The sequence below is a fragment of the Vibrio sp. B1ASS3 genome (genome assembly GCF_905175355.1).
Taxonomy (GTDB): domain Bacteria; phylum Pseudomonadota; class Gammaproteobacteria; order Enterobacterales; family Vibrionaceae; genus Vibrio; species Vibrio owensii.
In genome coordinates this window covers 2,151,645-2,176,779 of sequence record NZ_HG992743.1, presented here as the reverse complement: position 1 = coordinate 2,176,779, position 25,135 = coordinate 2,151,645, and the positions used below count along the sequence as shown (strand labels likewise).

General features: G+C 47.4%; 20 protein-coding genes. 10 read left to right on the top strand and 10 right to left on the bottom strand.

What is annotated here, in order from left to right; all coding sequences use genetic code 11:
• The 5 genes from KJB05_RS27910 (at position 1) to KJB05_RS27890 (ending at position 6,060) form a co-directional block, all read left to right on the top strand.
• The gene (locus tag KJB05_RS27910) at positions 1-885 is read left to right on the top strand and encodes a carbohydrate ABC transporter permease (RefSeq protein WP_005434781.1); all 885 of its coding nucleotides are present in this window, start codon (positions 1-3) and stop codon (positions 883-885) included.
• A gap of 23 nt (positions 886-908) precedes the next feature.
• Positions 909-2,258: a GH1 family beta-glucosidase gene (locus KJB05_RS27905; RefSeq protein ID WP_208444568.1), complete on the top strand. Its 1,350-nt coding sequence runs from the start codon at positions 909-911 to the stop codon at positions 2,256-2,258.
• Positions 2,258-3,352, top strand: a complete 1,095-nt coding sequence (gene ugpC, locus KJB05_RS27900; protein ID WP_005434785.1) for a sn-glycerol-3-phosphate ABC transporter ATP-binding protein UgpC — start codon at positions 2,258-2,260, stop codon at positions 3,350-3,352. The genes KJB05_RS27905 and ugpC overlap by 1 nt, the downstream gene beginning before the upstream one ends.
• A gap of 134 nt (positions 3,353-3,486) precedes the next feature.
• Complete coding sequence (locus tag KJB05_RS27895; RefSeq protein ID WP_208444569.1) at positions 3,487-4,509, top strand: substrate-binding domain-containing protein; 1,023 nt, start codon at positions 3,487-3,489, stop codon at positions 4,507-4,509.
• A 210-nt stretch (positions 4,510-4,719) separates the two neighbouring features.
• On the top strand, positions 4,720-6,060 hold the full coding sequence (locus KJB05_RS27890) for an MATE family efflux transporter (RefSeq protein ID WP_005434790.1): 1,341 nt from the start codon (positions 4,720-4,722) through the stop codon (positions 6,058-6,060).
• An 82-nt stretch (positions 6,061-6,142) separates the two neighbouring features.
• On the opposite strand, the gene KJB05_RS27885 is transcribed toward KJB05_RS27890, so the two are convergent.
• Positions 6,143-7,822 (bottom strand): pseudouridine synthase, encoded by a 1,680-nt coding sequence (locus KJB05_RS27885; protein WP_208444570.1) that lies wholly within the window; start codon positions 7,820-7,822, stop codon positions 6,143-6,145.
• A gap of 245 nt (positions 7,823-8,067) precedes the next feature.
• Between KJB05_RS27885 and yidD the strand changes: the two genes are divergently transcribed.
• The 3 genes from yidD (at position 8,068) to KJB05_RS27870 (ending at position 10,372) form a co-directional block, all read left to right on the top strand.
• Positions 8,068-8,418, top strand: a complete 351-nt coding sequence (gene yidD / locus KJB05_RS27880; RefSeq protein ID WP_208444571.1) for a membrane protein insertion efficiency factor YidD — start codon at positions 8,068-8,070, stop codon at positions 8,416-8,418.
• Positions 8,419-8,449: 31 nt separating this feature from the next.
• Positions 8,450-9,424, top strand: a complete 975-nt coding sequence (locus tag KJB05_RS27875) for a DUF3137 domain-containing protein (protein WP_208444572.1) — start codon at positions 8,450-8,452, stop codon at positions 9,422-9,424.
• A 150-nt stretch (positions 9,425-9,574) separates the two neighbouring features.
• Positions 9,575-10,372, top strand: coding sequence for a Cof-type HAD-IIB family hydrolase (locus tag KJB05_RS27870; RefSeq protein ID WP_005434797.1), 798 nt, complete (start codon positions 9,575-9,577; stop codon positions 10,370-10,372).
• Between the two features lie 266 nt (positions 10,373-10,638).
• Here KJB05_RS27870 and KJB05_RS27865 read toward each other — a convergent pair whose 3' ends face one another.
• The 9 genes from KJB05_RS27865 to KJB05_RS27825 form a co-directional block, all read right to left on the bottom strand.
• Entirely contained in the window at positions 10,639-11,652 is a 1,014-nt protein-coding gene (locus KJB05_RS27865) for an IS110 family transposase (RefSeq protein ID WP_213053086.1), read from the bottom strand.
• Between the two features lie 120 nt (positions 11,653-11,772).
• A complete protein-coding gene (locus KJB05_RS27860) occupies positions 11,773-13,887 on the bottom strand; it encodes a type I secretion system permease/ATPase (RefSeq protein WP_208444763.1) in 2,115 nt (704 codons plus the stop codon).
• A 17-nt stretch (positions 13,888-13,904) separates the two neighbouring features.
• Positions 13,905-15,818 (bottom strand): LapD/MoxY N-terminal periplasmic domain-containing protein, encoded by a 1,914-nt coding sequence (locus KJB05_RS27855; protein WP_208444764.1) that lies wholly within the window; start codon positions 15,816-15,818, stop codon positions 13,905-13,907.
• A 5-nt stretch (positions 15,819-15,823) separates the two neighbouring features.
• The gene (locus tag KJB05_RS27850; RefSeq protein WP_020197833.1) at positions 15,824-16,507 is read right to left on the bottom strand and encodes a transglutaminase-like cysteine peptidase; all 684 of its coding nucleotides are present in this window, start codon (positions 16,505-16,507) and stop codon (positions 15,824-15,826) included.
• Positions 16,508-16,622: 115 nt separating this feature from the next.
• On the bottom strand, positions 16,623-18,014 hold the full coding sequence (locus tag KJB05_RS27845; RefSeq protein ID WP_005435811.1) for an HlyD family type I secretion periplasmic adaptor subunit: 1,392 nt from the start codon (positions 18,012-18,014) through the stop codon (positions 16,623-16,625).
• 111 nt (positions 18,015-18,125) lie between these two features.
• Positions 18,126-19,352: a response regulator gene (locus KJB05_RS27840; protein ID WP_208444765.1), complete on the bottom strand. Its 1,227-nt coding sequence runs from the start codon at positions 19,350-19,352 to the stop codon at positions 18,126-18,128.
• Complete coding sequence (locus KJB05_RS27835) at positions 19,345-21,243, bottom strand: ATP-binding protein (protein ID WP_208444766.1); 1,899 nt, start codon at positions 21,241-21,243, stop codon at positions 19,345-19,347. The genes KJB05_RS27840 and KJB05_RS27835 overlap by 8 nt, the downstream gene beginning before the upstream one ends.
• Positions 21,244-21,290: 47 nt before the next feature.
• Positions 21,291-22,463: a malate transporter gene (locus tag KJB05_RS27830; protein ID WP_208444767.1), complete on the bottom strand. Its 1,173-nt coding sequence runs from the start codon at positions 22,461-22,463 to the stop codon at positions 21,291-21,293.
• On the bottom strand, positions 22,463-23,233 hold the full coding sequence (locus tag KJB05_RS27825) for an outer membrane lipoprotein-sorting protein (protein WP_208444797.1): 771 nt from the start codon (positions 23,231-23,233) through the stop codon (positions 22,463-22,465). Before KJB05_RS27825 ends, KJB05_RS27830 begins: the two co-directional genes overlap by 1 nt.
• A gap of 184 nt (positions 23,234-23,417) precedes the next feature.
• Between KJB05_RS27825 and KJB05_RS27820 the strand changes: the two genes are divergently transcribed.
• Together KJB05_RS27820 and KJB05_RS27815 are read left to right on the top strand one after the other, a co-directional pair.
• Positions 23,418-24,407, top strand: a complete 990-nt coding sequence (locus KJB05_RS27820) for an AvrD family protein (RefSeq protein ID WP_038895062.1) — start codon at positions 23,418-23,420, stop codon at positions 24,405-24,407.
• Positions 24,404-25,126, top strand: coding sequence for an ATP-binding protein (locus KJB05_RS27815; protein WP_078610127.1), 723 nt, complete (start codon positions 24,404-24,406; stop codon positions 25,124-25,126). Before KJB05_RS27820 ends, KJB05_RS27815 begins: the two co-directional genes overlap by 4 nt.
• Positions 25,127-25,135: the final 9 nt, after the last annotated feature.

Below are 25,135 nucleotides of genomic sequence, written 5' to 3'. Positions count from 1 at the left end.
ATGAACACTACTACCTTACCTGCGGCGCAGCGTTGGCGTCCAAGCGATCGCAGCATCGAGATCTTTACCAAGATACTGATGGTGATGCTCGGCACTGTGTTGGTGGTGTCTGCCATCATGACCGTATTCCCGTTCATTTGGTCGGCGTTGCTATCGACGCGTGACCGTACTGAAATCTTCGGCACAGGCATCAGCTTTGCGATTGGTGACAGCCTCGCGGTGAACTACGCAAAGCTACTGGAAATCATGCCGTTTTGGCAGGCGATGTTTAACTCCATCTACATTGCTTTCCTAGGCACCACGATTTCACTGCTGTTTTGCAGCATGGGCGGTTACGCGTTTGCGGTGTACAAGTTCAAGGGCAAAAACTTGCTGTTTGGCATGCTGGTTGGCTCGATGATGATTCCACCTGTACTGAGCTTGATCCCGTACTTCATGATCGTGAAATTCCTCGGCTTGCTCGATAACCACCTTGCCGTTTGGTTACCGTTCACGACCACACCATTTGGCATCTTCTTGATGCGTCAGCACGTAGTGGCATCGATTCCGAAAGAGCTGTTAGAAGCGGCGAAGCTCGATGGTGCGGGTGAATTTAGAACTTACTGGAGCGTGGTATTGCCACTGATGAAACCGGCGCTCGCAACCCTAGCTATCGTGCAGTTTGTTTTCTTCTGGAACATGTTTATGCAGCCACTTGTGGTACTGACAACGCCAGAAAACTACGTGATTACGCAGGCACTGCGAAGCGTGCAGGGCATTCCGAATACGCCGTGGGGAGCGGTGATGCTCGGAACCACCATCTCCATTTTACCGTTAGTGATTACTTACTTATTTGCCTCAAAACAGATGATCAGCGGCTTGACCTCTGGTGCCGTCAAGGGCTAAGCGAAACAAAAGGTTTTATAACAATGAATAAATTCCAACTACCACAAGATTCAAAATTACGTAGCCCAGAGTTCTTATTTGGTGTCGCAACCTCTTCTTATCAGATTGAGGGCGGTGCTCAGCTAGGTGGTCGTACGCCTTCGATTTGGGACACGTTTTGCAATAAGCCAGGCGCAGTTGATAACGCAGACAATGGTGACGTGGCATGTGATCACTTCCATTTGTGGAAGCAAGACATCGAGATGATTCAAGGCTTAGGTGTGGGCGCTTACCGTCTATCGATGGCGTGGCCGCGCATCATTCCTGAAGATGGCAAAGTGAATGAAGAAGGTTTGAAGTTTTACGAGCAAATCATCGATGAGTGTCACGCTCGCGGTTTGAAGGTTTTCGTTACGCTTTACCACTGGGATCTACCGCAATACCTAGAAGACAAAGGCGGTTGGCTAAACCGAGAAACGGCTTACAAGTTTGAGGAATACGCTAAGGTAGTTAGTGCTTACTTCGGTGATAAGATTGATTCATACGCGACATTGAACGAACCGTTCTGCTCTGCTTATCTTGGCTACCGTTGGGGTGAGCATGCCCCTGGCCTTAAGGGCGAGCGTGAAGGTTTCTTGTCTGCGCACCACTTGATGCTGGCACATGGTCTGGCGATTCCACACATGCGCAAGAACGCACCAAATGCGATGCACGGTTGTGTGTTCAACGCGACACCCGCTTACCCATACAGCGAAGCAGACATCGGTGCGGCAGAGTACAGCGATGCAGAAGGTTACCACTGGTTTATGGATCCGGTATTGAAAGGGGAATATCCGCAGCTTGTCTTAGAGCGCCAATCGCACAACATGCCAATGATTCTGGAAGGCGATCTCGACATCATCCAGACCGATTTGGACTTTATCGGCATTAACTTCTACACCCGTTGTGTCGTGCGCTACAACGAACATGGCGATATTGAAACGGTACCTCAACCAGAACAAGAGTACACATTCATTGGTTGGGAGATTCACCCTCAAGCACTGACAGATTTGCTTCTGCGTTTGAACGACCGTTACCCGAACTTGCCACCACTTTACATCACTGAAAACGGCGCAGCAGGTGATGACCATTGCATTGATGGTGAAGTGAATGATGAGCAGCGCGTGCGTTACTTCCAGCAGCACCTAGTAGCGTTGGATGCTGCGATTAAAGCAGGTGTGAATGTGGATGGTTACTTCGCTTGGAGCCTAATGGATAACTTCGAGTGGGCTTACGGTTATAAGCAGCGCTTTGGCATTGTTCACGTGGATTACCAAACGCAAAAGCGCACCTTAAAAGCGAGCGCAATTGCTTACCGTAATATGCTGCTAGACCGAGCAGAGGAGAACCAGTAATGGCAAAAGTCGAATTCAAAAACATCAAGAAATCCTACGATGATGTCGAGGTCGTGAAACACTTCGACTTCACAGTGCAAGATGGTGAGTTTGTGGTTTTCCTTGGTCCATCGGGCTGCGGTAAGTCGACTACGCTACGAATGCTGGCGGGCTTGGAAAGCATCACTGGCGGTGAGATTTACGTTGGCGATAAGCTGATGAACAAAATCGATGCCAAAGACCGCGACCTTGCCATGGTGTTCCAAAGCTACGCGCTTTACCCACATATGACGGTTTACGAGAACATCGCTTTTGCTCTTAAGCTAAAAGGCATGCCAAAAGACCAAATCGACGTAGAAGTGCGTAAAGCGGCGAAGATGCTTGAGTTGGACGCACTGTTGGATCGCAAACCAAAAGAGCTGTCTGGTGGCCAACGTCAACGTGTTGCCATGGGACGAGCTATGGTTCGCACGCCGAAGGTGTTCTTGTTTGATGAGCCACTATCGAACCTAGATGCCAAGCTACGTGGCGTGATGCGTGAAGAGATCAAGCAACTGCATCGCGAGCTGAAAACCACCACAATTTATGTAACTCACGATCAGATTGAAGCGATGACATTGGCGGATCGAATCGTGATTCTTAAAGATGGTTACGTGGCTCAAGTCGGCACACCGACAGAAGTGTTTCAACGTCCGGCAAACAAGTTCGTGGCGCAGTTCATTGGTAACCCATCGATGAACATGTTGGACGCCAAGCTGATTGGTGAAGAGGGCAATTGGGAAGTCGAACTGGGTGATGTTCGTATTCCTCTGCCAGAGCGCTTCAAAGCACACGCTTCGAAGAATTTAGCGCTGCACTTTGGTGTTCGTCCTACCGACATTCATTTGCGTGCCGAACAAGTCGACCATGACCGCGTGTTGCCGTTTCCAGTCAAAATCAAAGACAAGGAGCTATTGGGCGCGAGTATCCTACTGAAAACAGAAATCGCAGGTCAGCCGCTTATGGTTGAAACACAAGCGGCAGAAGTGGATGTGGATACGCTGACTCTGTACTTGGATTTGGATGCGATTCACCTATTTGATGCACTGAGTGAAAACTCGCTCGCGACATTCTAAATCCCCGATATGAAAGCCAGTGCGCGCTTGCGTACTGGCGACTTATCTAGCTCTCATTTCCCATATCAAAATGTTGTCGCGTCCCCCGCTGCAACTTATATTTTTGTTATTAGCTTGCTGGGAAAATTCCTACAATGAAAAAGAAAAAAAGAGCGGCATCCATCTATGATGTTGCCAAGTTGGCGGGTGTGTCACCGAGCACCGTATCACGCTTCCTCAATCGCACGACCTTTGTCTCTGATGATAAAAGCCAAAATATAGAAAAAGCGATCAAGTCACTGGGTTATAAGCCAAATTATCAAATGGATCAGGGTAGCAACACGCGCTCGATGACCATTGGCGTGCTTATTCAACATCCTGAGAGTCCACATACCAGTCGAATCCTGAACGATATGGAGAAGGTGCTTAATGCGCAGGGCTACTCATTGGTGATTGCTACCGGACACTGGCAGCGCACACTCGAATCACACGCTTTGGAGTATTTAGCGAAAAGTAACGTGGATGGGGTGATCATCGTGACGGGCAGTTTGACGGAAGAGCAGATTTTGGAATATGCCGAGCGAATTCCTGTTGTCGCGGTTGGATACAATGTCATTGGGGATAAGGTTAAATCCATAAATATAGATAATGTATTGGGCGGATACATGGCGACACTGCATTTGATGCAACAAGGCCACGTGAACATCGCTCATATCAAAGGGCTTTTGAATCAACCAGATGCGGTGGCTCGCTTTGTTGGTTACAAGAATGCTCTACAAGAGGCCGGCATAAAGGTGATGCCAAAATTAGTCAAGCAAGGTGATTTCAGTAGTGAGTCTGGCTATCAAAAAACGGTGGAGTTGCTCGAATCTAAAGTGCATTTCTCTGCGTTGTTTGCTGCCAATGATCAAACGGCTTATGGGGCGATCAAGGCTCTGCATGACCACGGCATTCGTGTGCCAGAGGATGTGTCTGTGATCGGCTTTGATGACTTACCGACCTCACAATATTTCACGCCTGCGCTTACCACACTGAGACAGCCGATTGAAGAAGTTGGAGCCATTTGTGCTGAGTCCATTCTCAATTTATTGAGTGGTGAAAGGCATGAAGTACGTCTACCGCCGATCGATCTGATTGTCCGCCAATCAACGGTGTCTAAGTTCCGTCAATCAAGTTGAGATAAGTCGCCAAACCCATTAGAAAATATTTTCCGAAACTCGACGAAATCTTGTTGTATTTGTGACCAAACTCCGTCTAGAATTCGCGCCTGCATTTTGGTGATTAAGTGCACAATTATCAAAATAGCCAAATTCTAAGAAATCTAATTTTTTGAACTGCCTCACAGTTATCTGTGGGGCAGTTTTAGTTGTAGGAAAGGTCCAAAACACATGCCTAAAAGCCAGAATATCAACCAACGTATGTCCATCGTGGCATTGGCTTGGCCGATACTTGTCGAAATTTTGCTACGGACGGCTTTAGGAACCAGTGACGTATTCATGTTGAGTGGTTACTCAGACAAAGCCGTGTCTGCGGTTGGGGTAATCACACAATTAACGTTTTTCCTGATCATCGTTTCTACCTTTGTCAGCAGCGGCACGGGTATCTTGATTGCGCAATACAATGGCGCAGGGCGTGAAAAAGACTCCGTTGATGTCGGTGTTGCCAGTATCGCTTTGTCGGTGATTGTAGGTGCTTTCTTGAGTGTGTTGGCCGTGATTGGCGCGGTGTTCTTTTTGCCGTATTACGGGCTAGAGGCTCAAGTTGAGCAGTATGCGCGTGAATACTTGCTGATCAGCGGTGCGATGACGTTCAACGTCACTATCGGTATCGTCTTTACCACGATTCTGCGTAGCCACGGTTATTCACGTTCGCCAATGGTGGTTAACCTAATCTCTGGTGTGTTCAACATCATCGGTAACTACATTGCGCTGTACCAGCCGTTTGGTTTGCCTGTGTATGGCGTTGAAGGTGTTGCAGTGGCGACAGTCGTGAGCCAAGTAATCGGTACGCTATTGTTGGGCGTGATTTTGAAACGCAGCAGCATTGAACTGCCAATGTCCAAGCTCAAACAAGTGCCGAAAGACGTGTTCAAGAAGATCCTAAAAATCGGTGGTATGAATGCGGGTGAAGTGCTGTCATACAACATGGCGCAGATCTGTATTGTCTACTTTGTGGTGCAAATGGGTACCTCTTCGCTTGCGGCATTTACTTATGCACAAAACATCGCACGTTTCTCGTTCGCGTTTGCACTGGCGATTGGTCAAGCGGCTCAAATCCAAACGGGTTACTACATTGGTAAAGGTTGGGTAAGCAGTATTCTGAAACGCGTGCAGATCTACTTCTTGGTCGGTTTTGCGGCATCAACGGCGGCAACGTGCTTAATCTACCTGTTCCACGAAGAGATTCTGAGCGTGTTTACCGATCAGCCAGAAATCTTGGCATTGGCGGGTGCATTGGTGATGGGTTCCATCGTGTTAGAAGCTGGCCGCGTGTTTAACCTGATCTTCATCTCGGCACTGAAAGGCGCTGGTGACATCAAGTTCCCAGTACAGATGGGTATTCTGAGCATGTGGGGCTTGGGTGTGGTGTTCTCTTACATCTTGGGTATTCACTTGGGCTACGGCGTGATTGGTGCGTGGATGGCGATTGCTTTGGATGAATGGGTACGCGGCATCATCATGGCAAGACGCTGGCGCTCACAAGTATGGACCAAGTTTAAGGTGAGCTAACCTTATCTTTTACCCGCTCTATACGTAAAAAGGCACTGAAATTCAGTGCCTTTTTGCTATCTATTCTGCATTGATAAGTCGTTTAAAACTCACACTCTGCTTGGAAAGACATGCGCTCTTTGCTGTATGGATGATCCAACTCCAACATCTCAGCGTGCAAATGCAGACGGTTGGCTTTTTCGCCGTATAAGCCGTCGCCAACCATCGCCATGTTCAAACCCATGTGGTGAGCACTGTGTACACGCAGCTGGTGGGTTCGTCCTGTTTTCGGGTACATGTACACCTTGCTGCGTCCGTCTTTTACTTCAATCAGCTGCCAGTAAGTTTCTGCAGGTTTACCGTGTTCAAAGCACACCAGTTGACGTGGACGGTCATCCGGATCGCCGCGCATCGGTAGCGAGATCTTACCTTCAGGTTCGGTTAACACACCTTCTAATAGCGCCATGTAGCGCTTCTGTACGCCGCGAGTGATGAACTGCTTTTGCAGACTTTTGTTGGCGCGTTTGGTTAAAGCAAATACGAGAATCCCCGACGTTGCCATATCTAAGCGGTGAATCACGAACGGCCCTTCGACATCTGGGAACATCGTTTGTAGACGCGTATATGCCGAATCTTTGATGGTTTTGCCCGGAACGGAAAGCAGACCCGATGGCTTGTTGACGATCACCATGGCTTCGTCTTGGAAGAGAATTTCCAGTTCTTTATCTTCCGCCCAGTTCTCTGCTAATGGGTTTGGTTCCACATCCAAGCCTTGCAGCATGTGCCCCAAAATAGGCTGACATTTACTGTTGCAAGATGGGTAGAACTTCTTGTGCTGACGTACTTCAGATTTCGGCGATACGCCCCACCAAAACTCCGCCAAGGCAAGTGGCTGATAACCATGTTTGTATGCGAACTGAAGCAGTTTCGGCGCTGCACATTCACCTGCACCTGCTGGTGGTACTGGATTGGTGGTAGGAGCAAAAATATCTACCAAATCGCGCTCTGCGCTGAGGTTATCCAAGAAGCGGTATTGCTTATGCAGCTTGTGTTGTAGCGCATTAGAAAAGTCTTTGCGTTGCTCTTTAAGTTCCGCCAGTTTTTGCTCTAACTCGGTTAAGCGCGCTTCTTTGATTGCCAGCTTTTCGTCCCAAGCTTGTTTGAGGTACTTGAGGACATTCTTCTCAGCCACACTCTGTTTCCCCAAATCATCCAGTAGCACTTTCAATTCTTCTGGGGTCAGTGTTTGTTCGCCATGTTTGCGCTGCTGTTTGCGTTCTGCACGACCGGCAATCATCACTTGGCGATGGGCATTCTCTTCTTGCTGATACGTTTCGCGGTCGGCTTTGATTTCTGCTTTCAGTTGTGCCAATTCTGGGTTGGCAGCAAAGGCTTTGTATTCCGCGTTCGCAGCATTGATGGCATCTGTCTCACCTCGGAAGAAACCTTCTTCTGTCAGCATGTCGAATACGGGTGGAACAAAACCTGGAAGCAAGTTTTGATCGGCAATCTTGCCAGAGAAAGCACTGAAGTAGCCAAGCTCACCTTGCGGGTTACGTACTAGCAAAACACCGAACATTTTACCGCGTCCGTTTTGCTCATCCTCAAGACCGAAATCGTGTTCGAAATCAGTTTGTGTCATTAGGTGCTGCTGCAATTGCTCTGCAGCCAATACGCACAATGGGTGAGGCGTGTAGTAGAACGGAAACGTAAACTGCGCTGGCAAGTCGTAGCCAGAAATATCCGCAGTAAATCGAGTAAAGCATTGTTCAGGCGAGTGCATGAGAGTGAGTCCGCGCGAAATAAAAATCGAGCACGGATTGTACCTGTTTTGGCTGTGATTGCTATTCGAAGGCGCTTCTAGGCTAGCTGTGTCGGCTTGCCATCACTCCCTATCTCAATGATTTTCATCGCTTAGAGCGCAGAAATTAGGATTGCGTTTGAAATGATTAATTTGAGTGATGTACTGTTTTGATTGATAACTAAGGCGTAGTTCTCGAATGACTTATTAGATGCAAAAGGAAAAGCATGTCTAAACTGGTGTTGGCATTGATACGATTTTATCAGCGCTATTTATCCCCACACAAAGGATTCCGTTGTGCTCATGCGGTGTATTACGGCACGGATTCTTGTTCTGCTGCCATCAGTAAAATGATTCAACGCAAGGGAGTGATCTCTAGCTATAGCAGCGTTCAAAACCAATTCGAACGCTGTCGACATGCGCATCAACGTCTGCAAAATGGGGATTCTTCCCGTAACCGAAAAAGGCGTAAGAACAACGACTCATCTTGTGTAACGGACATGGGATGCAGCTCTTTGGATTGCGTTCCGAGTGACGCTTGTAGCGGTAGCGGCGATTCATCTTGCCATTGTTGGTAATGGACTCAACTCTAAAAATGAAAGGGAAGCGATGACGACTGATCAACTTAAAACGCTGTTTGAAAATGACTTAAGGCACAAACTCGAACCTCTTGAAGCCTTGCGTTTAGAAGCACTGCGTCGACGGAAGTTTCTAGGTTTGGCGGTACTGGGCTTCTTTGGCGCCGTCGTGTTTGATCTCACCACCTCTGCCACGGTGTTTGTTCTTTTGGCATTGATGATCGGCGGGTGGGCGTACTTCAATCAAAAGCACAATCAGTTTCGCACCACCTACAAGCAGCACATCATGCAAAGCTTGTTAGCGCACATTGAGCCTTCACTCACTTGGGACCCAAATCGTAAGCTACCCAAAGAGACCTTCGAGCGCAGCGGCTTGTATTTAGACCGTTGTGATGGTTTCGAGAGTGATGACTTCATTTCAGGCACCATTGGTGAAGCGAAGGTGGTGATGTCTGAGATAGAAGCGTCGAAGCTCATCAGTTCAGGAAGCGACAGTTCGAGTAAGCATCACGTATTTTTTGCGGGGCTGTTTTGCGAAATCGACGTTCCGATGAATGAGGACATTTGCACCTTTGTTTTGAGTGACCGCGACGACGGGCCAACGCTTCGTGAAAAGCTGTGGGACCGTTTCTTCAAGATTCAGATAGGTAAACGAGTACGAATGGGTCACCCAGAGTTTGACCAACGGTATGAGGTGTACAGCGACGATTTAGACACAGCAAAGCAATTGCTGACGGATGAATTGATCGAGCGTGTGCTGACTTTTCGTCGTGAGAGTGAGTTCTCTAGCTTGTCGCTTTCTCAAGTGAACGGAAAGCTCTATATCGCCATTTCACATTGGAAAGCACTGTTTGAGCCAAAATTGGACGAGCCAGCGGGGGAGTTTGAAGCCGTTGCTGAGATTTATCGCGAACTCGATTTTCTGATTGGCACCATTCACAGTCTGGGGCTGACCAAACCAATGCCTCAGCCCATGACAAAGCAGAGCACCTCAGCTATCGCTTAATCCCATTAATATCTCAAGCTGAAACTCAATTGATGCACTATTATTTCAGCTTGAGATTCATCCAAGATCCTGTACCTTAGCGTGATTCTTTTTTGCAGCCTGTTTTCATTCACAGAGTGACCTGCGCTGCTTCACTTTTGAGTTAAAGTCATGTCACAAGCTAGCATCAAATTTATTGCCACCGATATGGATGGCACTTTGCTTGACCAATACGGTCGTCTAGACCCTGAGTTCTTTGACCTGTTTTTACAGCTTGAAGAGAAGGGCATTCTGTTCTCGGCGGCATCTGGTCGTCAGTACTACAGCCTGCGTGATACGTTTGCACCGATCCAAGACCGCATGATTTATGTAGCGGAAAACGGCACCTTGGTGATGTACCAAGATAAAGAGCTATACAGCTGCACCATTCCAAAAACAGAAATTGATGCGATCATCCAAGCGGCTCGTGAGATTGAAGGTACGCACCTAGTGCTGTGTGGCAAGCGTTCGGCTTACATTGAAACTAAAGATCCTAAAGCGTTGGAAGAGTTCCAGAAGTACTACCATCGCTGTGAATACGTGCCAGATCTACTGGCCGTTGACGATGAGTTTATCAAGGTTGCGATCTGTCACTTTGGTGGTTCTGAAGAGTTGGTTTTCCCAACCATGAGTGCGAAGTTTGGTCACAGCCATCAAGTTGTGGTGAGTGCGAAGATTTGGCTAGACGTGATGAACGCAGAAGCGTCTAAAGGCGCAGCGATCAAACACCTTCAAGAAACCATGGGTTTTGGTCCGGAAGAAACCATGACCTTTGGTGATTACCTGAATGACCTAGAGATGCTACAAGTGAGCGAGCACTCTTACGCGATGGAAAACGCGCACGAAGCGGTGAAGAAAATCGCACGCTTCTCAGCACCAAGCAATCGTGACTCTGGCGTAATGAAAGTGATCAAAGAGAAAGTGCTTTAATCTCTGCCTCGTCAGTTTCGAACATAAAAAATGTATGGTCCGCCCCGTTATTGCAACTACAATTTAGTAATAACGGAGTTGGTTTGCGCTAATGTATTCGGAGTCCACGTTGGGAACATTAACTTCCCGCTCCACGATGATATCCGCGCCAGATTATCCTTAAAAGCCCCAAAGCAACTAGGTGCTATTTTTTGTATCAGGTTACTAATCTGGCCGATCGACCGTTTTTGTCATCACGTTCATTGGCGTTGCAAACTTGGTTATGGCTATACAGCCTTAAAAGCTTGGCGGTGGTACAACACCGCCCAAGCTATTCTTGCTAGCTTATTGGCAAGTGCGACTACCACTACATTAAACGGCTTTGTTGCTCGTAAATTGACTAACCAATCTCCAAACACTTTTCCTGTTGTTTCTATCCTAGATAGCACGGACCTCGCTCCATGTATAAATAGAGCGCGAAGGTGTTTGTTCCCTCGTTTACTCATGCCTAATAGCTTTGATTTGCCACCCGTTGAATACTGCCTTGGAACGAGTCCTAGCCATGCAGCCATCTCGCGACCTCCACCAAAGTTTGAAGGAGAACTGATATTAGCCACACACAGCGTTGCTGTTAAATCACCAATACCAGGAATACTCTTCAAAAGCTCGGCATTTTCATTATTTTCAGTAATTGCTTTCAGTTTTCTATCTTGAGTAGATACTTGCTCATTTAGGTATTTATAGTGCTCATGAATCGAGAGCAACTCAGCGACCAGACTCGGTGGTAGTTTTATATCTTGCTCGGCCAACCACTGAAATAGCGCTTTCATCTTGGCATGGCCTTTAGGAAAACTCAGCCCAAACTCAAGTAGTATTGCTCCAATTCGGCTCATACAAGCCGTTCGTTCTTTGATATAACCATCCCTCACTCGATGGATAGCTGCGATTACCTGAGCTTCCTCTGACTTGGCAGAGACAAATCTCATGCTTGGTCGACTCGCTGCTTCTGCTATCGCAGCTGCATCAATAAAGTCGTTCTTGTTACCTTTGACGTAAGGTTTTACATATTGAGGCGGGATAAGTCGAACTCGATGCCCATAGGCTTCACACTTTCTCGCAAGCCAGTGAGCACCACCACAGGCTTCAAAAGCGATGATGGTAGGTTCAAGTACAGATAAGAAACGAAGTAGTTGGATTCGACTAAACTTACGGCGAATAACGTCTTTGCCAGTGTGATTGTTACCAACCGCATGAAAGCAGTGCTTGCCTAAATCGATACCTAAGATGTGAATGGTAGACATATGGTTCACCTCGTTCTGAGAGCCTACTCTAAGCGTAGGGCTTGAGAGTGAGGCGGACCATATAATTAGCCCCGCGAAACACTGGGTTCAACGGGGCTTTGATTTTCTGTTTGTGTGTTTTTAGCTCACGGCGCGAACTTTACCTTGCTTCAAGTCATTCAGCACTTGCGATTTCGGACCATCAGCAATCACGCTGCCTTTTTCCATCACAATCACACGATCAACAATGTCGAGCATTGAGGTCTTATGCGTAATCAAAATCAGTGTTTCACTCGGTTTTAACTGCGCTAATTGATGCTTGATGTGCATCTCTGAACGGTTATCCATTGCACTGGTTGGTTCATCCATTAAGAGCACTGGAGGGCGACCCAAAAACGCTCGTGCAATCGTCACAGCTTGACGTTGACCACCAGACAACATGCCGCCACCTTCGCCCACTTGGCGCTCTAGACCCGCAGGATCCGATTGAGTAAAGGCGGTGACACCTGCGCGGTTGGCGGCGTCTAATACGTCGCGATCATCGGTGAGCGGACGACCTAGGGTAATGTTGTCGCGAATAGAACCGAAGAACAGATTCGAATCTTGCGGTACACAACCGATATTGCGTCGTACGTCCACATGGTGAAGTTGTTCGATGTCCGTGTCATCAATACGCACGTGCCCCTCTGTCGGCTTGTATAGGCCCATTATCAGGCGTTCTAGCGTGGTTTTACCCGAACCAATACGACCGATGATTGCGACTTTTTCACCTGGATTAATCGTTAGGCTCAAATCACGAATCGATGCCACTGGCGCATCTGGGTAATGGAAGGTCACACGGTCAATCTCAATCTTACCTTGCACGATAGGGCGGTGAATGTAGCGTTTCCCTTCTTCTTGCTCGTCTGGCATTTCCATCACTTGGTTAATGATGGTCATTGAAGAGTTAGCTTGGTTATAGCGTGTAGACAACAATGAAAGCTGAACCATAGGGCCAATAGCGCGGCCACTCAACATGGTTGCTGCAATCAAGCCACCCATCGTCAAATCACCATTAGAGATGAGATACACCCCCAGAATGATCATGCCGACGTTACTACTTTGCTGAACAAAGCCCGCTGCATTTTGAATGCTGTCGGTGATACGACGGCTCTTGATGTTCCAGTTTGCCATGTGCGCCACTGCCTCTTCCCAACGGTATTGGAATTGGCTTTGTGCACTCAGCATTTTCACCGTTTCTAAGCCAGATAAGCTCTCAATCAAGTTGGCGTACTTTTGTGAAGCAAGGCGAGAACCTTCTACAATCGAGCGGCGCAGTGGACCTTGAATCAGCGCCGAGTGAATCATCAGAATCACCACACCAATCATTGGTACGTAAACCAGATCGCCCGCCATCAGCCAGATGATGACTAGGAACAAAATCGCGAAAGGTAAGTCGATCAGCGCACTCACGGTTGCAGAGGTGAAAAACTCACGAATCGATTCGAACTCTTGCAAGTGGCGAGCAAACGCACCCACTGAAGGTGGTTTGGACTCCATTCGGATGCCCATGACTTTGCTAAACAGCTTTGAAGAAATCAGGATGTCGGATTTCTTACCCGCGACATCGATAAAGTAGTTACGCAGTGATTTGAGCAAGAAATCAAATAAGAACACCACGAAGATACCGCTTGCCAGCACCCATAGGGTTTCAAACGCGAGGTTAGGGACTACTTTGTCGTACACCAAGCGAGTGAACATTGGTGCAGCAATAGCGAAGATATTGATGAGGATAGAAGCGATAAGCACATCGCGGTAGATGCGTTTCGATTGCCACAAGGTTGACCAAAACCAGTGACCTTCTTTGGTTTTGAGCACTTCGGGAGAGCGCTCGTCATAACGGAATTGTTTTTTAACTAAAAAATAGCGACCAGTGTACTGCTCAAGTAGGTCTTCTAGAGGAATGGAGATAGGTACCATTCCGCTTTCTAGGGTGGTGATTTCAGCTTCTTTTTTCTTAACGTTGATGCTGTTGAGAACGCAAGAATCGCCACCTTTTAGAAGTAAGATAGCCGGCAGAATCAGACTCGAGATCTGGTCTAACTCTGCACGGTTTTCCTTGGCAACCAATCCGGCCCTTTCCGCCGCTCTTGGTAGCAGAAACGGGGTAAGCTTGCCATCAGAGAGCGGAAGGCCGTTGATCAGCGCTTCCGGTGAGTTGGCTAGCCCGTAGTATCGGCTAACGTAAATAAGCGAGTTCAGTAAAGGGTCTTTCATCCTTGGTATACCTTTTCTTATTCCTTGTCGACGATGAAGCCTTGGAAGACTTCAACAAAGTGCTCGGTGAGGAAATCCAACTGAATCTGTGTTTCAACACGCGATGCAATCGTCGTAATACCCAAGTTGTGAGCGGTACGAGAGATTGAAGTCAGGGTGAATTTCTGTTTCTCATCGTGCAAGTTGTGCGTAAATAGGTAATCCAACTTCACGTAATTCGGGCGGAATTCCTGAATGTACTCAAGTGACTGGAAGTTACGACCGTAGTTATCAACACCGAATTCCGCACCTGCTTGACGAATCGCGTTACACAACAGCGCTGTGTGATGCGGGTGGTCAATGAAACACGCTTCTGGAAGCTCGAAGTGCAGCATTGGGGAAACTTTCGAATGCTTCTCTAGCATGCTGGTGGTCCAACGAATGAACGATGGTTGAGACAAGCTGCTTTGCGCAATGTTGATTGCCACTGGCTCTTTTAGCTCGCCGCTTTCTAGCATCTTGATCATCGACTCAATAACGTATTGGTCGAAGATGTTGGTTGCGTCTAGCTGCTCAAGAGCAAACAGGTATTGGTTCGCACGGTAGGTCTCGCCATCTTTTTCGATGCTTGAGAACACCTCGTTGTGGAACACTTTACCCCAAGTATTCTTCGCAGACTGGAAGCGGAATTTAATCCAATCGCTGTGAATCGCTTCTTCAACCAGCGCTTTCCATTGCTGTTTACCCATAAGGTTAGAAGTGTTTTCACCACCCACGAAGCCGTACGCTTTGTCAGGTTGCGCTTTCGCTTTCGATAGCGCGTTGTCCACCATCGATAGGACTTCAGTTCGCGTTTTCTGATCTTTACTGTGTGCCACACCCAGTGATGCTTTTGGCTTAGCAAGGCCGGTTGGGTCGGTATTCAAACCGTTTACACAGTTGACGATGCTGTCTGCCAGAATGCGCAGTTCGCTCTCATCCATGTGCGGGAATAGAAGACCAAATTCGTCGCTTGATAGACGAGCAATGGTTGCTCCCGGAACATCGATGGTGTTTTTCAAACGTTGAGACAACTCTTTCACGTGGGCATCAGCGCGTTGGTAGTCTTTTGTCTCGTAGATATCACCAATGTATTCAGCATGGAGTAGCGCGATACCCCCTTGCGTTTGTTCTGCTAGCCATTGGTCAACTTGGTTGATGTAGAACGAGCGGTTACCTAGCTTGGAGATTGGATCTAGGTAAGCTTGAGCACGCAGACGCTGCGCCTCTTTTGCCTGTTCTTTAAATGACAGTTCGATTTGTGCCGACATCGAGTTAATGCCGTCAACAACTGCAATCAAGTCTTTCGTTTTAGGACGAGCCAGTGGGTCACCAAACTGGTTGTTGGCAATCTCGTGCATTTTCTTCACGATGGCCGCTAGAGGTTTGAGTGAGCGACGTAGGATGTAAGAAATTGCCACTAGACCGGCTAGGAAGATAACGCCAAATGCCGATAGCAGGCGAATAAAGCCTTGCCACAATTGCTCGTAGGCTGCGCCTGGGTGGCTGATGATTTCCACCTCTGCAAGCTGCATCCAACCACTGGTTACCACGCGTTTGTCGTGAATTGCCTTGAATAGATTCAAGTCGATAAACCATTGCGGAACGTTACTTGGCTTGACTGGGTACGAGCGTACGATTTGGTAATCCGAATCTAACGCGGTGAGACGTACGACAGAATAAGTACTGCCATCGAACAACGCATTAATCACAGATTCGACCGCGACCTTATCTTTGTCTTTCAAATAAGGTGCTAGCGCCAAACCAACGGTATTAATGGTGTTGTTGACCTCTGAACGTTGCTGCTGCTCTAAGCTGTCTCGAGTAGTGTTGAACTGGATTACGAATACTGATGCCATCAAGAGTATAAAGACCGTAACCATTCCCACTACAAGCTTCTTATATAGGGTCATGTTTTTCACTCGTCATAGTTAATTTTAGGTTTTTTTAACTGCAACTTACGTTCGCGCGAGCGTAAGTCATTCCAAAGGCTCAAACGTGAGGCTTTTCCTGCTAGCTCTCCAACGCCAGCAGAAGACTTCATAAGCCATAGGTTTGAACCGTTAAAACTGTATATCGGTAGCAAGTCGCTACGTCTGGAGGCTCGAACAATCTCTGGGTTGAGGTTGTCGAGGATGAGAGGCTCCGAACTTGGGGTTGGGTAGTAGGCCAATACCATGTGAAATTGATTCAGTTCGATGGCTTTAACGTAGATCAAACGCATCTTTGAATCCGGTATACCGAGCTCAAGTAGGGAAAAGTATTTGGCGATGGTAAAGTCTTCACAGTCGCCGGCATTACTGCCCAAGAACTCGAGTGGTGTTGCCCAGTAGTCTTTTTTACCCCACAGGTCTATATCGTCAACGAAGTAAAGTTGGTTGAAAAAGTCGTTAACGCCTGCAAGCTTCTCATGAGTCTCCAATGTTTTGAAAAAGTCGATGTTGTCTCGCCAAGTTTTCACGCGCATCCCTGCGCGCTCACCATAGACTGAAGTGACCGTATCGACCCATCGTTGTTCTTTGCTGTTTAACGCACCGATTTGGAACGAAAGACAACCGATGCTGATTAATAATGTAACTTTACGCTTCAATCTGGGTGGCATATTCGACTCACATCACAAGTGTACTCTTCCAACGGGCTCGTCAGTGAGAAATAAGTGCTTTCTATTTAACCACTTATCAACGCTAAACGACACATCGGGCATACCTTGCTGACACTTACTCCTTCAGTGCGTTGGTTTTGGCACTCAAAATTGGCTTGAGTAAGTATTCCAAAACGGTTCGCTTCCCTGTGATGATATCGACTGATGCCGTCATACCTGGGATGATTGGCAAGTCTGCATCTTGTCCAAAATTGGTTTTATCGGTGCGCACGCGAACAATGTAGAAGCTGTTGCCTTCTTCATCTTGCGTAGTATCGGCACTGATGTGTTCCAATTCCCCTTCAAGTCCGCCGTACTTCGTAAAGTCGTAAGCGGTAAATTTCACGATGGCGTGAAGATCTGGGCGCAAGAAGGCGATGTCCTTCGGTGCGATCTTCGCTTCAACTAATAAGGTGTCTTCGGTCGGAACGATTTCGACAATGTCCATACCGGGTTGGATAACGCCACCTACCGTGTTGACGTTCAATGTTTTGATGGTGCCTGTTACCGGAGATACGACAACAGTACGATTTACACGGTCTTCTAGGCCAACCGCCGATTCAACTAAAGAAGAGAGTTGGTCTTGAGTACTATTCAGTTTCTCTTGTTGTTCAGAGCGGAACTTCAATGCAGCATCAATACGATTAAGCATGGATTCGCGAATGGCGGATTTGAGCACAGGAATCTTCAGTTCGCTAGAAGTCATTTCACGGCGGGTATCGTTAACTTGGCGTTGAAGTTTCAGCAGTTCGATACGAGGTACCACACCTTCATCTGCGAGCGGTTTGGTGATATCCAGCTCTTTCTTCGCGTAACGGTAGCTCTGGCGCAGGTTGCTTACACGCGCTTGGATTTCTACTAAATCTTGTTGTTTCTGTTTTACCTGTTGGTCGATAACCGAAATTTGGCTACGCAAATTGTCCAAGTCTTCACGGTATTCCGCTTTTTGACGTTGGGTTAGGCGAGGTTGGTTTTCTTCTAGAGTTGGTGGGAAAGTCAGTTTGCCGTAATCCAGCACCACGTTTTGTTCCCAGTTGCTATTATCAAACTCGCGGTTAACTTCCACACTGCTGATTGAGGCGGAAAGTTGCAATACAGAAGCGGTTAAGTTCGCTACTTGTTGTTCACGTTCACGGAAGTCAGAACGAAAGCGTGTGTCATCAATCAGCAATAGTTGCTGACCTTTTTCAACTTGTTGGCCTTCTTTAACTAAGATCTCTTTGACCAAGCCACCTTCAAGGTTTTGTACCACTTGGATTTGAGAAGATGGAATGACTTTGCCTTGGCCGACGGTGACTTTGTCGATTTGCGCCCAAGACGCCCAACCAATGGCTGCAACAAAAAACAGCACCATGACCCACAGCATTAAGCGGGCGCTACTCGGCGTGTTTAGGAGCAATGCGGCGGTCTTGTCATCGACAAAGTCCAACTCATCGTTGCTAAGTTTGTTGTAGTTGTCTCGGCTCATCACATTCCTTGTTTATAAAGACGGTTTATCTTTTTGATCTTATTATTATTAGCCAACCATGTCAGCATGCTCGGTGAATAAAAATGTGTGAAAGGGGTAAGTGCCCCTTATTTACTGTGCCTTGAACTTTGTTTTGTCCAACTGATGTTTTTTTAGTTTGTCGTACAAGGTTTTGCGCGACACTTGTAATTCTAGTTGAACCTCTTTGAGTCTGCCTCTATGTCGTTGCAAGGCGTCAAACAACAAGCAATATTCAAAGTGTTCTGTGCGTTGAGTCATACTTTGGATTTCAATACTTTTCTCATTGTTCCAATCTTCCATACGAAACGCATCGGGTTTTAATGCTCTCAATTCCGCAAACTGTCGCAGCTGTTTGATATTCTCTGGCCAATCGAGTTCCGTGACCATTCTCACCTCATCAAGGCTTATCTGTGGTGGTTGCAGTTGGTAACGACTGGCGGAGTGGCGCACAAAGTGTTTGTATAAAGGACCGATATCTTCTTTGCGTTCATTCAAATTTGGCATGCGAATCAGCATCACCCGTTCTTCTATTCCTTTATCGACGCTATTGGCCGCGCCAAATACACGTTGTAACTTGGTATGCTGAAATAAGCATTGCCATTGCTTCGTCGAGATGTGCTCTGCGCTGTGTAAGTACAAACTACATTGGCTTTTGCCGTCTGTAAGATGATGTATGGCTTTGTCTAAGGCATCGAGTGAGAGTTCATATAAGTCCTCACCAGATGCGACAATCAGCTCACTTTCTGGTGTGGCATGAATGTCGTGTGCGAATTGAGCAGCAAGCCTTCGTCCAGTACCGTCCTCACCAACGAAAATCAGCGGCTGGTGGAGTGGGGCGCTGATTAGCGCACGGCGAATGTCGACCATGGCTTGACTGTGACCAATCATTTTCGGTCCGACATGGGTTTGCATGTCGAGTTCTTTCTTTAACCAGACGTTTTCTTGCAGCAAGGTCAGCTTGTCACCTGCGTTATTGAGGGACTTGAGTAGTTGCTCTGTCGAAAACGGCTTTTCAAGAAAGTCATACGCACCGCTCTTCATCGCCTCAACTGCCGTCTTCACATCGCCATGGCCGGTTAATACAATAAATTGAAAGTGACTATTTTTGCCAAGCAGGTTCCTCATGAACTCCAAACCGTTCATCACTGGCATGTGAATATCAGTGATGATCAGTGCTGGCGAGTTTGGGTCAATCACATGTAAGGCTTCGACTGCATTAGGAAAGCAAGTCACGTCGATGCCCTCAATCAACAAGGCTTGAGTCACGGCATCACGGATGTGTGGTTCATCATCGACAAAGAAAACAGGACTATGCATGTGAATTTTCCTCTGTGCTATGAGATGACACTAAAGGCACGCTGACGACAAAAGTCATGCCGCCAGATGGTTGAGAGTGCGTATCCATGGAATGGTTAGCGCTATGATTGTAAGCACTGAGTGAGCCTTGGTAGCTTTCCAAAATCCGTTTTGAAATGGTCAAACCTAATCCGAGTCCTTCCGGTTTTGTGGTGAAAAATGGGTCAAATATTCTTGCTAATGCTTGTTCTGACATGCCTGGTCCATTGTCGGAAACTAAAATATCGCAGTTGGTTTCGTCGCATTGCACGGCAATTGAAATTTGTGGATCGATACAATGCCCTTCCATTGCTTGAGCAGCGTTGTGGAAGAGGTTGATCAGCACTTGTTCAAGCTCCACGCTGTGAATCGCTAATCTCACGTTGTACTCGATGGTTGGCACTTTCAGTGTGACGCCTTGTTTGATGAGTTTGCTGCTTAGGATTCTCGTCGCGTTGTGCACAGCATCGTGTAAGACCGCCACTTCGTTGTGTGGGTTGTCGTCCGTTTTGCGTGTAAACACCTTTAAGCGTGCAATCACTTCGGCGATGGTGTTGTTGAGAGAGAGCATTTTATCGAGGTTGTCTGTCACCATCGGGTAGCGCTCCATCACCATCAAGCGTTGAGAGTTTTCGGTGTAAGTGCGCAGCGCTGCAAGCGGCTGGTTGATTTCGTGATTGATGCTAGCGGATAGCTCACCAAGCAGCGCGAGTTTGGCCGCTTGAGTCAGTTCTTGTTGAGTCTGTTTGAGCTCTTGTTGGCTCTGTTCATATTGATGCACGGTTTGCTGTAATTTGTGGTTGGCTTGGCTGAGGACTAAGGTTCTCTCTGTCACCTTTTCTTCCAAATTGGCATTCACATTCGCGAGGCGTGCCTTGTTGACGAGCATTTGAAACCACGCCAAAGCAATTAAACCCACGAGCGCGTAGAGCAACAGGTAAACCACGTCCGCCTGCAATACCGCGGTAAGGACTTCTTGTTGGCTAATCAGTGCGACGACACGAAAGCCTTTGTCGAATAAGTTGGTCGCGTAAGCAAGGTAGTTAGGGGAAACCAGTAGCTGATTGTTCTCAAACTGCGTTGCGCCACTTTGTCCGGTTAACTCGCCTCGGTATTGCGGCAGGGTATCGCCATATTGTTGAGTTTGATTGAGTTCTTCTTTCGCAGCTTCGGATAACGGGAAAAGTGCACGATAACGCCAATCGGGCAAGTTACTCATGAAGACGACATCGTGCACACCTGTAACTAGCAAGCCGCCATCGTTTTGTGCCAATCTTTGTTCTAACTGCTCTAGGTTCACTTTAACGGTAATCACGCCTGCGACTTTGCCTTCAACCCAAAGAGGGGACGAGAAGAAATAGCCGCGCTTATTTGAGCGTACGCCGAGTGCAACATACTGAGCTTTCTCTCCATTTAGGGCGTGCTGAAAGTAAGGGCGAAAGGCAAAGTTAGAACCTACAAAGCTGTCGTCTTGCTGGTAGTTGCTCGATGCGATAACTAAGCCGGTGCTGTCGTGCACATAAATGGTGTCAGCAAGGCTCTGCGTTAGCCATTCGGCAAGCAATTTATTGAGGGACTCAGAACGCTTGCCCACTTTAACGGCTTCAAGCAATCTTGGATCGTGACTGAGTAGATTAGGAATTTGTTCAAACTTAGCCAACTCATAGTCGATCTCTTGTGCTACCTGAGAGGCTTGCTGTTTGAGATCCGATTGCCATTGCTGATGTTGGTACTTTGTCGCGTAATGATGAGTTAAAACAAGCCCGACCATACCGATGGCAAACAGTATCAATAGAAAATGGCGCAGGGCTTTAGGGTTCAGTAAGTTCACGATTGGCTCACCAGTTTTTAACGCCATGTTATCAAAAGGCATTTAACGATGTTGTGAGCCGCCGCGACAACGAGAAATCGATCCGCTTTTTAGAAGTAGTATTCTGCGCCTATAGAGAAGTAACTGTCGTTTTCTAGGTAAGCAATGGGTTCGTTACTGGACATGGAGGAAAGATAGTAACCTTCTGCTATCCATTTCCAGTGTTCATTGATGCGCCCAGAGGCGGTCAGTTTGTAGATGGGTGAAGTCTGCTCTAAGTCGAACAATCCAGACAGCAAAAACTCGGTATCTTGGACATCATTCGCTTGCCAACGCAAACCAAGAAAAGCATCGTTGTTGTAGATAGTCGGTGGTGCGTATGTATCCCTATTATCCCATGCGTATTCGGCAATTAAACCGAGAGTGCCTTGGCTAAAGGAAAAACCGTACACCGAATATTCAAACCCTGTGACTAAGGTAAAGTAGTCACTGCCCTCCCCAGATTTAAACGTCCCTTCCCATTTGAGCAAGAGGTCATCTTGCGTCCATTGTAACTCGGTGCCGAGCTGGAATATTCGTGCGTATGAGGCTTGCCAGTCATTAGGACGTTCGACGAGCAAAGGTTCTCGGCTATTGCCGTAAAAAGCGCTAATGCCAACGTCTAATGCATCCTGCCAAAAGCCAATCCGTATCGCGCTATCGAGTGCGTTCTCCCCATCAGAATAGATCGCATCATCGTCGACAGGCTTAATCAGGGTTCGCCGTTGATCTGGTTCTCTAAACTTACGAGGCTGGTGGAATGGCAATAACAGCATTTGCACATCTCCCCAGTCAGGCAACCAACGCGCTTGAAGCATGGGTTGACCCATTTTCTCTTCATACCCCAAAGCGATGCGTCCATCATATTGATTCACTACGTTGACGGGTTGGTAGACTTCAGTGACACCCCAGTAAACCACACCATAGCCAAGCAGCCATTCGATCGTTTCTCCTGCATAAATGATATTGGCTTCGCGCAGATTGATGAACCCTTGTGCGGACTGAAACTCATATTCCGCATAAGGACTGAAGGTTGCTGCCCAGCCAGAATCGTTCCACCACAGTAGACGAGGAGCAATAAGAGCTCGATTGGCGAGTGTGTCACAGCATTGCCCCGTTTGTGCCTCGTCTTTGTAGAGGTCTGCGGTTAACCCAACAAAACCTTCCGTTTGCCAATCGGCAAATCCTGCCGATGAGAAGGAAAGAGACAAACTGGTGAATAGTAAGGTGCGCGCTTTCCTCATCAGTTGTGCCTGTATGCGTTACGGAGTTGTTTGGGCTCAAACTGGCTTTGTGGAACATCCACACCTAACGTCATGTTTTTCCATGACAATGAAGAGGATCGCTTGCTTTTTAAGTTGTCCATTTGAGCGAACTTCGGACGCCAGTAGCGCTGGTTATGCTGCTCATAATCGGAGAGGGTGAGTTGCTTAAACAAGGTGCCTTTTCGGTCGTAGTATTCGATTTTTCGTGGTTGGTAAATGTCTTGATCAATCCAAGCGACAAGTTTCGAGTAGCCCGAATTTTCGTAGCGAGGGAAGCAAGCCAACAGCCAGTAACTTTGCCCATCTTGTGTTTTTTCTTCGATGAGTTCATAGCGATATTTGTCCAATTCCCACGAACTCATGTCTTCATAAGCAAACTCACTGCCCATAAATGGCCCTGAACGGTTGTTCGAAGAAATGCGTTTAACCCTTTTGATGGAAGGTAAAAACAGCCATTGATCATCCGCTTCAATGGCGTGGCTAAACGTAAGAAGGGCGGTTCCTGCAATATCTCGTGGCGCTTGGAAGTAAGTGATGATCTTATCGCCATCGTTTTCTTGCTCGATACCTTTGATCGTCAATTGTCTGCGCACTGTGTCGCCATTGGCTGCGACGATCGACATTTCCACGTCTGATGTATAGGAAATATATCCGGTATCTCGACTGATCATTTCCTTTGCTACATCGAACCCGGAGACACCCTCAGCGGCGGCCGTTGCTGAGAGTGTCATGAGCAATCCGAAAAACATCCTCATAGTTAACTCCTTGTTGAAGGACGAGTTTTGTTGTGCAAGTTACAAGAAATTAGACAGGGTTGAACCTGTACGAGTGGACAGTTTCAGCGGGTATTCGGACAGGATAAAAATAGAAACACAGGAGGTAGCATAAAAAACTCCGCAACCAATGTGATTCGCACAAGGAGTATTTGTTTTTATGGAGCTTAATCTTTCAGGTAAGGAAATTAACGAGGTGGTCACCAGTATTGATGACATTTTGGGTCCCTCGGAACAGCGCTACTTCGGTGAAGGCTACAAGCGCACTCAATATGAATGCAACATCAATTACGACACGGATTCCGCACAAGGATTAGTAAGTGTTGCGTATCGAACAGATTGGTCACAAAAGAAGACGCAATCTCGTCGTCCTCATCTCAGTACGATTGATGCGTTTCTTATTGCTGGTCGTGTCTCCTACGCGATCATCAAACGCCATTATCAGTTGTCAGCCCACCAGTCGTCTCAAGCGTGGATCCGACATGTATCTATTAAAGCTGGCGCAGAAGCGTTAGAGGATCTTGATGCGGTACGCCTTTCCGCCCAGTTACTTGATACCAGCAGTTCACAAGACAGTTTGTTTGGCACCTTAACTCGCGTCAAAACCAAGCTAGATAGTATGGAAATTGAAGTGATCATCGATCATGAGGCGGAAGCGGATCACTCCCAATCTGTCGTGTCATTTTCGGATGACGATGAGTACTTCAACAGCGATTTCCGTTTGCGTCATTGCCACCTTGCGAACAACACCTTTTGTGACGCCATTTGTGCTGTCTCCAGTGACTTGCTGTTTCAATGCCCAGGCAAACCATCAACGGGCGCGATGGGGCATTACCCCAATGCATTGATGATGGTCGATTGGCTGACGTGTTTTGCTCAGCTGTCGCAGTTGGTGATGTATCGCCTCGATAAGTTGGATCGTAATGAGACTCACAACTTGTGGATGCGCTCTGTCACGGTCACAACGCCGTATCCAATCATCCCTCGTCGTAAACACACACTCACACTTCGCAGCATGAAGAATTCTTTAGTGAAAAAGAAAGACTCCTCATGGCGACTTGCCACCGTAAACGGCTCGGTTTCCGGCCATCCAGAATTCAATCTAACTGCAAAACTATGCCATCAATTACCACAAGGAGAACCAGCGTGAAAATTGCCATTTCAGGAACTTACTCAACCGGAAAAACGACATTAACAGAAGCGCTGGCGATCGCGACTCAAGTTCCAAGAACACAAGCGCGCACCATGCGTGAGATTCTGCCTGATGCGGTGCCGGGTAAAACCTTAGAGCAGTGTAATCCTGCGGAGCTACTGAACTTGGGGCTTAGTCGTTTGAGTGAGCGTGTTGTGAATGAAGAGCGATGTGGTGATCGCTTTTTCTCTGATGGTTCTTGTTTGCATGAATGGGTGTATGGGGCTGCGCGCTTGGAAACTGGGATTAACCCAAATGACAGCGACTTGGTTTTGACTATGAAAAGACTGATAGGCAAACCGTATGCGTCAATTCACCGTGGTTACATTGATGCTTTTGGCAACGTTGCAAAGCGTCATGCGAAAAAGACTTACAGCAAGTTTGTGCACCTGCCGATTGAATTTGATTTGGTGGAAGATGGCCACCGTCCTGTGTCTGAAAGTTTTAGAACGCTCTCCAATGATCTTCTGCTCTCTACTGTGAAAGAACTCAACATCCCTTACATCACGGTTGGCGGTGATTTGCGTCACCGATTGATTACCATCGCGGAACACTTTGAGTTGCCTTTATATGTTGATCCAGATGAGGCGATCGAAAAAGCGGTGAACAAGGTGAAAGCAGAGGCGATAGAAATAGAAAACCACCGCCTGTCTGTGCTGGCGACTCAGCAGGCTTAATTCAAAGGA